9 protein-coding genes are annotated in these 9,539 nt (G+C 43.3%); 1 reads left to right on the plus strand and 8 read right to left on the minus strand.

The window, feature by feature from the left end; all coding sequences use genetic code 11:
- Window positions 1-278 precede the first annotated feature (278 nt).
- Window positions 279-1,130 carry an enoyl-CoA hydratase-related protein gene (locus ACGF63_RS02325; protein ID WP_152961862.1) on the minus strand — a complete coding sequence of 284 codons (852 nt, stop codon included), beginning with the start codon at window positions 1,128-1,130 and terminating at the stop codon, window positions 279-281.
- Between the two features lie 440 nt (window positions 1,131-1,570).
- Between ACGF63_RS02325 and ACGF63_RS02330 the strand changes: the two genes are divergently transcribed.
- The gene (locus ACGF63_RS02330) at window positions 1,571-1,807 is read left to right on the plus strand and encodes a major outer membrane lipoprotein (RefSeq protein WP_036849495.1); all 237 of its coding nucleotides are present in this window, start codon (window positions 1,571-1,573) and stop codon (window positions 1,805-1,807) included.
- Between the two features lie 110 nt (window positions 1,808-1,917).
- On the opposite strand, the gene ACGF63_RS02335 is transcribed toward ACGF63_RS02330, so the two are convergent.
- The 7 genes from ACGF63_RS02335 to sufA all read right to left on the minus strand — a co-directional run bounded on the left by ACGF63_RS02335 (window position 1,918) and on the right by sufA (window position 8,771).
- Window positions 1,918-2,988 carry a L,D-transpeptidase family protein gene (locus tag ACGF63_RS02335; RefSeq protein ID WP_152961860.1) on the minus strand — a complete coding sequence of 357 codons (1,071 nt, stop codon included), beginning with the start codon at window positions 2,986-2,988 and terminating at the stop codon, window positions 1,918-1,920.
- 123 nt (window positions 2,989-3,111) lie between these two features.
- Window positions 3,112-3,528 carry a cysteine desulfuration protein SufE gene (gene sufE / locus ACGF63_RS02340; RefSeq protein WP_387628580.1) on the minus strand — a complete coding sequence of 139 codons (417 nt, stop codon included), beginning with the start codon at window positions 3,526-3,528 and terminating at the stop codon, window positions 3,112-3,114.
- Window positions 3,529-3,566: 38 nt separating this feature from the next.
- Window positions 3,567-4,805: a cysteine desulfurase SufS gene (gene sufS, locus ACGF63_RS02345; protein ID WP_036849492.1), complete on the minus strand. Its 1,239-nt coding sequence runs from the start codon at window positions 4,803-4,805 to the stop codon at window positions 3,567-3,569.
- Window positions 4,802-6,115 carry a Fe-S cluster assembly protein SufD gene (gene sufD, locus ACGF63_RS02350; protein ID WP_036849491.1) on the minus strand — a complete coding sequence of 438 codons (1,314 nt, stop codon included), beginning with the start codon at window positions 6,113-6,115 and terminating at the stop codon, window positions 4,802-4,804. Before sufD ends, sufS begins: the two co-directional genes overlap by 4 nt.
- The gene (gene sufC, locus ACGF63_RS02355; RefSeq protein WP_036849490.1) at window positions 6,090-6,836 is read right to left on the minus strand and encodes a Fe-S cluster assembly ATPase SufC; all 747 of its coding nucleotides are present in this window, start codon (window positions 6,834-6,836) and stop codon (window positions 6,090-6,092) included. Before sufC ends, sufD begins: the two co-directional genes overlap by 26 nt.
- A gap of 57 nt (window positions 6,837-6,893) precedes the next feature.
- Window positions 6,894-8,390 carry a Fe-S cluster assembly protein SufB gene (sufB, locus tag ACGF63_RS02360; protein WP_036849489.1) on the minus strand — a complete coding sequence of 499 codons (1,497 nt, stop codon included), beginning with the start codon at window positions 8,388-8,390 and terminating at the stop codon, window positions 6,894-6,896.
- A gap of 12 nt (window positions 8,391-8,402) precedes the next feature.
- Entirely contained in the window at window positions 8,403-8,771 is a 369-nt protein-coding gene (gene sufA / locus ACGF63_RS02365; RefSeq protein ID WP_036849488.1) for a Fe-S cluster assembly scaffold SufA, read from the minus strand.
- Window positions 8,772-9,539 lie beyond the last annotated feature (768 nt).

Below are 9,539 nucleotides of genomic sequence, written 5' to 3' on the forward strand. Positions count from 1 at the left end.
TCGGTGAAAACTGAATAAGGAAAAACTTTATTAGTTGATGTGGTTATTTATCTTTTAAAACAAAACTAATATGTGGTCATCAACCTTAGCATCGTTGTCTCCACCATATTTCTATCCATTCAGCCATACTGCCCTATTCATTCGAACCTATGTGGTAATGACGCCATTTTCTATTTACTGATCAGAAAATGGCTTAACCCTAAACCACGATGATGTTTCCCGGCATTACGTCATTTGCGGAAAGCCCACTTTACATATTATCGGCATCTCTGTCTTAATCATCGCTCATCGAACGCTTTACCTACTTCGTTTAAGTTCTGGAACTCACTTGTTGCTCCAGCTGCTTTTGCTTGAATCGAGCACAAGATATCCTGCTGGCTAAAAATCGAAGCTTGCAACAATGCTGTTTGTTGCAATGATTCGTAAACACCATGATCACGACTGTAAAGCATGGCCCGTTTAACCCCGTGAATAGCAACCGGAGGCCGATCCGCTATACGTCGGGCAGTCGCTAAAGCCCCCTCGATCAATGTCTCCGCAGAAGGGAAGAGCTTTACCACAAGTCCTAAATCATGAGCCTGAGCGGCATGTAACGTATCCCCTGTGAGTGCAAGATAGCGTGCCACACCGCCAGGGATCAGATGTTGCAGACGTTGAAGAATACCTAAGTCCGCCATCATACCAATATTGGTTTCCTCTATACGAAACTTCGCATTTTCAGAAGCAAAACAAAAATCACATGCAGCAATTAAGTCAAAGCCTGCACCAAGACATACTCCTTGTACTGCGGCAATGACCGGGAAGCGGGCACGTTCCAATACATTTATCGCTTCCTGCATTTGTAATAAGCTAAACTGCATAGCTTCCCGCTCATTAGGATTAGTCGTATGGGTTTCTTTGCTGGAGGCGAAAATTTGCAAGTCAAGCCCACCACAGAATGCGCTGCCTTGCGCAGAGATAACCATTGCCCGTACCTCTCCTGAGCGACTGAGTTGCTCTATTGCCTCAGGAAATAGTCTCCAGAACTCCAGTGCCAAGCTGTTTGCCTTTTCGGGACGACTGAGTTGTAAATGAGCGACCCCGTTGTCAACGGTGATGTTAAAATACTCGTTGGATTGATCAATTAGCATAGAATACTCCTCTTACCAGTTTGAATCTGAGCCTAGAATTCAACCTGAGTATTGTCAAGATGCTTATCTACAATAAGATTCAGTTAACAAATTTGTTTTAAGCGAAACCCTAAATTTATGTATGCGGAATGTCTCCATGTAAGACACGTCCCTATGACTCAATAGACACAAGATGGCTTCGATGTGGTGTTTTTTATTTATAAGAATTTTTAACTAAAATTATTTCGGAGAATATCATCCCCTTATGGAATAGGATTTCTTTGATTAAAATGTTACTCAATCGTTTTGTTTCTTTACATTCAGATGAAAATTACCCGCCTACTAAAGAGAAAATTTGAAATAATTGGTTTTCATGACAAAAATTTATTCTCTTTCTAAAAAACTTTGTGTAATACTTATATGGCTACTTGGAGATTAACTTAAATCTAGAGGGTATTATAATGAATCGTACTAAAATTGTACTGGGTGCAGTAGTTCTGGCTTCTACTCTGTTGGCTGGTTGTTCAAGCACTGCTAAGGTTGACCAACTGTCTTCTGACGTTCAAACTCTGAATGCAAAAGTTGATCAACTGAGCAATGACGTGAATGCAGTGCGTACTGATATTCAAGCCGCTAAAGACGATGCAGCTCGTGCAAATCAGCGTCTGGATAACCAAGTTCGTTCCTACAAAAAATAATTTTTTGTAATAAAGTACAAAAATGGCGCACAGTCTATCTGTGCGCCGTTTTTTTACCATGAAATTCTGTTAGACAAATATTTGCAGACCTCCTTGTCCGCAATAAAATATTAATTTTCCCGATAGATTGGCCCAGGCTGATATAATGGTGGTAATTTAAACGATTCAGACACAACCTCATTGACTTCTTGTTCTGCATTTTTAGCATCGTCTTCCATCGGTACTCTATTTTCTTCTGGTATATCCTGTTGTATTTCAGGCTGTGTATTCTCACTTACCCGCACCGGTATACCAGAGCGGCGTACAATCGCTTGTTCAACAATATTTTTATCTGTCTTGTTATCATCAATGAACTTGTTCAAACCAGCTGATCGGATAATTTGTAATGTTTGTGGATCATCATCCTCTTTTTTAGACAACGGCTGATGGACTTCAATATAACGCTGACCATCTGGCTCAACAGAATACTTAACGGCTTCATTGATAATCTGTACTCTGGTTCCACGGGAAACCGTGTTAAACACAGCTTCAATATCATCAGGACGCAGACGGATACAACCCGAACTCACCCGCATACCGATGCCAAAATCAGCATTAGTACCATGAATCAAGTATTCCCCGCGTCCAGCGGCTAAACGCAAAGCAAATGCTCCCATTGGGTTTTCCGGGCCAGCAGGAACAACCGCAGGTAAGATAATCCCCCGTTCAGCATAATGCTTACGGATATTCTTAGTCGGTGTCCAGGTTGGATCTTTAATCAGCTGGCTTACCGATGTTGTCATCACCGGTGTATTACGACCAAGCTGTCCAATGCCAATGGGATAAACGATGACTTTGTTTTTTCCTTTCGGAAAATAGTAGAGTCTAAGCTCCGCAAGGTTAATCACAATCCCCTGCCTCGGTGTATCAGGCAACAACATTTGGGATGGAATAATCAGTTCAGAACCTGGAGCAGGCAAATAAGGATCGATACCGGGGTTAGCTTCCAGCATTGCCAGTAATCCAATTTGATATTCGGCGGCAATGGCCTCCAGAGAACGTCCGTCATCTGGCACAACAAATGTCGTATTTTCGCCAATTAAACGACTATTGGCAGGGGGCAAGGTATATTCTGTAGCGCTGACGGTATTAGTCAGCGCACTTAACAATAACATGCCGATAAACGTTAAAACTCGTTTCATGCTTGCTTCCTGGAATGACTTCTGAATGTTATCGGATAAATTAAGCGCGAATGGTTGTAGCCTTATTCACCTGTCGCGGCCGTGTATATTATCAGCCGCGAAAGAAACGCGTAAGACTGCCACTTAAACCATTTTACTTGCCGTATTGCGGATGGCATATATCATCGCATGTAGCCCCTGTGTCCGTGATGGTGTTAAATGTTGCTCCAGAGAAAGTTTTGCAAAATATTCAGCCACATCCAAACCCAGAATCTCCTGAGGCGTCTTATCCTGAAAAAGAATAAAAACCATCGCAACCAGCCCTTTCACAATAGCGGCATCACTGTCTCCAACAAATTCCACTTTGCTTTGGTCATTCTTCCTCAGCAAAATCCACACCTGACTCTGACAACCGGCGATTAAATGCTCAGGTTGACGTTGTTCGTCAGTCAATGGGGACAACCTCGCCCCCAGTTCAATCATATAGAGATATTTTTCTTCCCAATTTTGGCAGCGGGAAAAATTACGTAACAATCTATTTTGGTCGGGCAAACTTGCCATGACTTTTTCCTTTATCACCCTTTCGATCTGTAACCGTCTCAACCAAGCAGTTTTTCTATCCGCTGCAATGCAGCAACAAGAGCATCAATCTCTTCTTGCGTAGTATAAATCGCCAGTGACGCCCTGCACATACTGGGAACATGATAATGCTCCATCAGCGGAAGTGCGCAATGATGCCCGGTACGAATCGCGATGCCATACTGATCAAGGAAACTTCCCACATCATAAGCATGATGACGGCCAAGGTTGAACGCAATAACCCCCTGACGTTGCTCAGGACCATATAATTTCAGTGACCTGACCTCTTTCAGCCGAGTCATCGCATAATCCATCAGCGCCTGTTCATGTTGCTGAATTTCATCCAGCCCCAGTGAAGTGACATAATCAACCGCAGCGCCAAGGCCAATAATTCCCGCTATATTCGGCGTCCCCGCTTCAAACCGCCATGGTGATCCCGCATAGGTTATCCCTTTTTGCAGGCTGACGTGTTTGATCATTGCTCCGCCACCTTCCCAAGGTGGCATGGCTTCCAGAAGGGATTTACGCCCATAAAGCACGCCAATTCCTGTTGGTCCGTATAATTTATGGCTGGAAAAAACATAGAAATCGCACCCCAGATCCTGCACATCAACTTTCTTGTGCATAATGGCCTGAGCACCATCAACCAGAATATGTAACTGACCACCCCACTCTTCAGCCACTCTTCTTGCCTGTTGTATAATTTCACGTACAGGGTTCACGGTGCCAAGCACATTAGACAGGTGAGTAAAAGAAAGTAATTTAGTACGTGAATCAATCAGGGATGTTAAAACCGATTGATCCAGCTCACCGGTTTCATTCAGTGACCATACTCTGATTTCACACCCAATTTGTTCCGCCAGCATATACCACGGAACAATATTGGCGTGATGTTCCATTTCAGTAATCACAATATTATCGCCACTATTGATAAATTTGCGGCCATAACTGTTAGCTACCAGATTAATCCCTTCCGTCGTACCTTTGACGAAAACAATCTCTTCATCACTTTGAGCATGGATGAATTGCGCCATCTGGTGGCGTACATTTTCAACCATACGAGTAGCCGCAGAACTGAGAGTATGAATTCCCCGGTGAACCGCCGCATACTGGTGTAAACAGAATTCACTTTCCCGTTCTATAACCGAAACCGGCTTCTGAGCACTGGCGGCACTATCAAGATAAACCAGTGGATACCCATTGACCTGCTGAGTGAGTACCGGGAAATCCTGTCGCACCCTTTTTACAGAGAAGGTCATTTTTCCACTCCCGCTAAACGCTGTTTAATGTGCTTCATGACAACAGTTTTCAGGGCTTCATCTTCAATAGATTCAGTAAGTTCGGCAGCAAAAGCAAATATAATCATATGTTGCGCATCACACCGGCTGATACCACGTGATTGCAGATAGAACAGTTGTTCTTCATCTATCCGGCCAACAGTCGCACCATGGCTGCATTTCACATCATCAGCGTAAATTTCCAGTTGAGGTTTGGTATCCACTTCTGCCTGTTTACCTAATAACAAGTTGTTATTGGTCATCTGCCCATCGGTTTTCAGTGCATGAGGTGCCACCTTGATCATGCCGTTAAATACCGCTTTACTCTGATCCATCACAATTGTTTTATGCAACTGGCGGCTTTCACAATGGCCTTTATTATGTTCCAGATAAGTACGGGTATCAGCGACCTCTTTTCCTTGCGGCAACAACAAGCTGTTCAACGACAGATTCGCCCCTTCGCCATTAAGTTGAACGCTGGTATTGTGTCGACCAAGCCCGGCACCTAACAGAAAACTGGTGCTCTTCACCCGGGCATCACGACCAACCACAATATCGTTATGTGCAAAGTGGTAGCTCTCACTATTCTCAACGCCCAGTTTTATATGGATTAAGCTGGCGTTATCCCCCACGTCTGCGGTCAATCGGCTTCCTGTCATATGGGGTTGCTGCTCATCAGTACTGACGAAATGTTCAATCACTCTGGCGCCTGCATTCGCTCCCACAGTAATGTGATAGCGGTAATGGCTGGTATTTAATGCTTCATTACAATAACCACTGGTTATATTCAGCAGATAAAGGGGTTTTTCCGCAACTTGCCCGGCTTTTAATGTCATGACCAAAGGCTGTTGAGCAAGGCTTTCTGTCAAATGCAGAAAAATCTCGCTCTGGATCGACGCCGGAAGCCCACTTTTGTTATCCAGTAAACTCAACTGATACGGCCCAAATTCACAGGAACTCAGTAAAGGAGAAAAACAACCATCCACCATAACGATACGCCAGCAATCCATCGGAATCGCCAGTTGTTCGCATTGTGCTACGGTCAATTCCCAGGTTTTGCCACTGTATTGCTGGCTTAACAGTTGTTCCAGCGGAGTATAGCGCCAATCTTCATGTCTGAATTGAGGAAACCGGGTTTTAGTCACTTGCTGCCAATGCAGACTGGCATGAGATGAATCATCACCATGGCGGCAATGATACAAATCAGCGAAACGCGCTAAGGCTTGCTGATTACGCTCTGCAACCTGACGCGTCTTTTCAGCTTTTTCACTGTTGGTCAATAAGCCAGCCATAGCCTTGCTCCTCCAATTTTTTCGCCAGATTGAAATCACCGGATTTAATGATCCGTCCCTGATACAGCACATGGACAAAATCAGGTTTCACGTAATCCAAAATACGTTGGTAGTGAGTCACAATAATGAATGAGCGGTTTGGATCACGCAGGGAATTCACACCATTAGCAACAATTTTCAGTGCATCAATATCCAGACCTGAATCTGTTTCATCTAAAATACAGAGTGTCGGCTCCAGCGCGGCCATTTGCAGAATATCGTTACGTTTTTTCTCACCACCGGAAAAACCGACATTGACTGAACGTGTCAGCAAGTCTTGCGGCATATTCAGCAGTTCTATTTTTTCTTCGATAAAATCGGCAAAATCAAAGCGATCCAGCGGCTCCTGATGACGATATTCACGGACAGCGTTCACTGCCGTTTGCAGGAAGAATTGATTACTGACACCCGGAATTTCCACCGGATATTGAAAAGCCAGGAAAATCCCCTCACCAGCCCGCTCTTCCGGTTCAAATTCCAGTAAATCTTTTCCTTTAAAGATGATTTCACCATCATCAATTTCATACTCTTCACGGCCAGCTAACGTTGCCGATAATGTACTTTTACCGGAGCCATTCGGTCCCATAATGGCATGAACTTCACCCGGTTTAACTTCAAGATTTAATCCTTTCAGGATTTCATTACCTTCCACACTGACTCGTAAATTTTTAACACTTAACATATTACATGCCTTCGAACGGCTTAACGTTCTGTCATAAAAAAGGGAAACAGGGAGAATTCACCCAACACTATGTTCAAGGCTAATTGCCAGTAATTTCTGCGCTTCAACGGCAAATTCAAGGGGAAGTTCAGAGAACACATCCTTACAGAAACCATTAACGATCATTGAAATCGCATCATCCTCACTAATGCCGCGTTGCAAACAATAGAACAATTGATCTTCACCAATGCGGGAAGTTGTCGCCTCATGCTCCAGTTGCGCAGTATTGTTCTGTACTTCTACGTAGGGAAATGTATGCGCGCCACATTCAGTACCAATCAGCATGGAGTCACATTGAGTATAATTACGGGCGTTTTCCGCTCCCGGCAATATTTTCACCAACCCACGATAACTGTTCTGGCTACGGCCAGCAGAAATACCCTTTGAAATAATGGTCGATTTGGTGTTACGCCCAATATGGATCATCTTGGTGCCGGTATCTGCCTGTTGAGTACCATTAGTAAGGGCGACAGAGAAAAATTCGCCAATCGAGTTATCCCCTTTCAGGATCACACTTGGATATTTCCAGGTAATTGCTGAACCCGTTTCTGATTGCGTCCAGGACATTTTGGCATTTTCACCTTCACACAATGCTCTTTTAGTCACAAAGTTAAGAATTCCCCCCTCACTGTCACCGCCTGAAAACCAGTTCTGTACAGTAGAGTATTTTACTTCGGCATCTTTATGGATAATCACTTCCACAACAGCAGCGTGCAGTTGATAGCTGTCACGTACAGGTGCAGAGCATCCCTCTATATAGCTGACATAACTGCCCTCATCAGCAACCAGAATGGTGCGCTCAAATTGACCGGTTTTCGCCGCGTTGATACGAAAATAGGTGGAGAGTTCCATCGGGCACCGAATCCCTTTTGGCACGTAAACAAAAGTACCATCAGAAGCAACCGCGGCATTCAACGCGGCAAAGAAATTGTCGTGACTTGCAACCACACTGCCGAGATATTGACGGACTAATTCAGGGTATTCCTGTATTGCCTCGCTGAATGAACAAAAAATAATGCCTTCTTTCGCTAATTTATCCCGATAGGTTGTTGAGACAGAAACTGAATCAAAAATAGCATCTACTGCGACAGCTTCACCTTCCCGCACAGGAACGCCCAACTTATCAAATGCCTCTTCAATCTCTACCGTCAAATAATTATTCGTTTGCTCTGCACCCGTTGCCTGCATAGCACCGGATTGCGAACTACAACTATCATCACAGGCACCGCATGAAGGTGCTGAATAATAGCTATAGTCCTGGTAATCGAGATTAGGGTAATTCGCCTTCAACCAGTGCGGCTCTTCCATTCCCAGCCAATGGCGATAAGCCTCCAGCCGAAACGCCAGCATCCATTCAGGCTCATTACGTTTTGCGGAAATTGCCCGCACAACGTCTTCACTCAACCCCTTAGCCAACTCATCAGTCGCGACCTGAGTGAAAAAACCCTCTTTATAACGATGATCGCTGAGCCAGGTCTGCACATCATCGCTGATTTCTACATTGCTCTGAGACATATATTGGTACACTTATATACCAAAGCTTTCACCACACCCACAGGCATGTTGAGCTTTTGGATTATTGAATTTAAATATCTGATTTAAACCTTCACGAACAAAATCAACTTCAGTTCCATCGATAAATGGCATAGCTTTCAGGGGAACATATAGACATGCCCCTTCATTTTCATACAGTAAATCATCAGGCGCAGGATCGTTAACCATCTCAAACACGTAGCCAAAGCCGGCACATCCTGACTGCTTAACCCCCAGATATAACCCTTTACTTTGTGGGTTCTGCTGCATCAATTTTAGGATCTGTGCTGCGGCTCTCTCTGTGATCGTGATTCCTTGCCATGCGGTTTCATTCAGAGAGAAGGTTTCAACACTATTTGTCATCGTTGACCTCATATTTTTCTTTAGCAATTTTTTGCCGCTGTTATCGGAGCATTCTCCTTACCACATAATGGTAATGATAACCCTTATCACTTCAACCATTTGTTTTAAGAGGATATACCTTAAATAGGTTAAATTTCACCCAAACACAACGACTTATGTTCATCGCATATGAAAATATATTTTTAATTCTTTGTTTTATATATACATTATTAGTTTGATTAATTGTGCTGATTTGTACTTTTTGATACAAAATAAAAGCACAAAAGGTTCATCATAAATACTATTTGATGTGAGCTTTCAGATATACCGGAGATGCGGCATGGGAGTTGCTATTATGATTATAATATATACAAATAGGGTTTCTATTTAATCAATGCAATTAATTAAATGTATTCAAAAACAATCTTATCTATATATTCCACTCTCAACATTTTTTCATTTTCTTTATTAGCCGCTAATTTAATTTGAAGGTATTACGTGACCGTAATAAATATTTTCGGAATCTTGCATCTCATGGGAATAAACGTATACTACCTCCGATTTTGCTGTTTCATGGTTAGCGTCTCCTTGCCTTTCGGCGTGTAAGAGGCTAATCTTATGTTGTCAAGCATAAAGATGGGCCTCAAATTGATTGAAAGATCATTTGGGGCTTTCTTCTATCTGCTCCAGCGCGCCAGAGACAGATAGTCTCAAGCGCCCGCCCAGAATAAATCCCAGCGGAAATGACACAAATTAAAACCGCTGAAATTTTAGTATTAATTGATATAT

Source organism: Photorhabdus sp. RM322S (assembly GCF_042879395.1).
GTDB classification, from domain to species: Bacteria; Pseudomonadota; Gammaproteobacteria; order Enterobacterales; family Enterobacteriaceae; genus Photorhabdus; species Photorhabdus khanii.

What these genes read in the sequence shown, in the direction of transcription:
- ACGF63_RS02325 (WP_152961862.1), bottom strand. Translation starts at nt 1,130, where the DNA reads ATGCTAATTGATCAATCCAACGAGTATTTTAACATCACCGTTGACAAC.
- ACGF63_RS02330 (WP_036849495.1), top strand. Translation starts at nt 1,571, where the DNA reads ATGAATCGTACTAAAATTGTACTGGGTGCAGTAGTTCTGGCTTCTACT.
- ACGF63_RS02335 (WP_152961860.1), bottom strand. Translation starts at nt 2,988, where the DNA reads ATGAAACGAGTTTTAACGTTTATCGGCATGTTATTGTTAAGTGCGCTG.
- sufE (WP_387628580.1), bottom strand. Translation starts at nt 3,528, where the DNA reads ATGGCAAGTTTGCCCGACCAAAATAGATTGTTACGTAATTTTTCCCGC.
- sufS (WP_036849492.1), bottom strand. Translation starts at nt 4,805, where the DNA reads ATGACCTTCTCTGTAAAAAGGGTGCGACAGGATTTCCCGGTACTCACT.
- sufD (WP_036849491.1), bottom strand. Translation starts at nt 6,115, where the DNA reads ATGGCTGGCTTATTGACCAACAGTGAAAAAGCTGAAAAGACGCGTCAG.
- sufC (WP_036849490.1), bottom strand. Translation starts at nt 6,836, where the DNA reads ATGTTAAGTGTTAAAAATTTACGAGTCAGTGTGGAAGGTAATGAAATC.
- sufB (WP_036849489.1), bottom strand. Translation starts at nt 8,390, where the DNA reads ATGTCTCAGAGCAATGTAGAAATCAGCGATGATGTGCAGACCTGGCTC.
- sufA (WP_036849488.1), bottom strand. Translation starts at nt 8,771, where the DNA reads ATGACAAATAGTGTTGAAACCTTCTCTCTGAATGAAACCGCATGGCAA.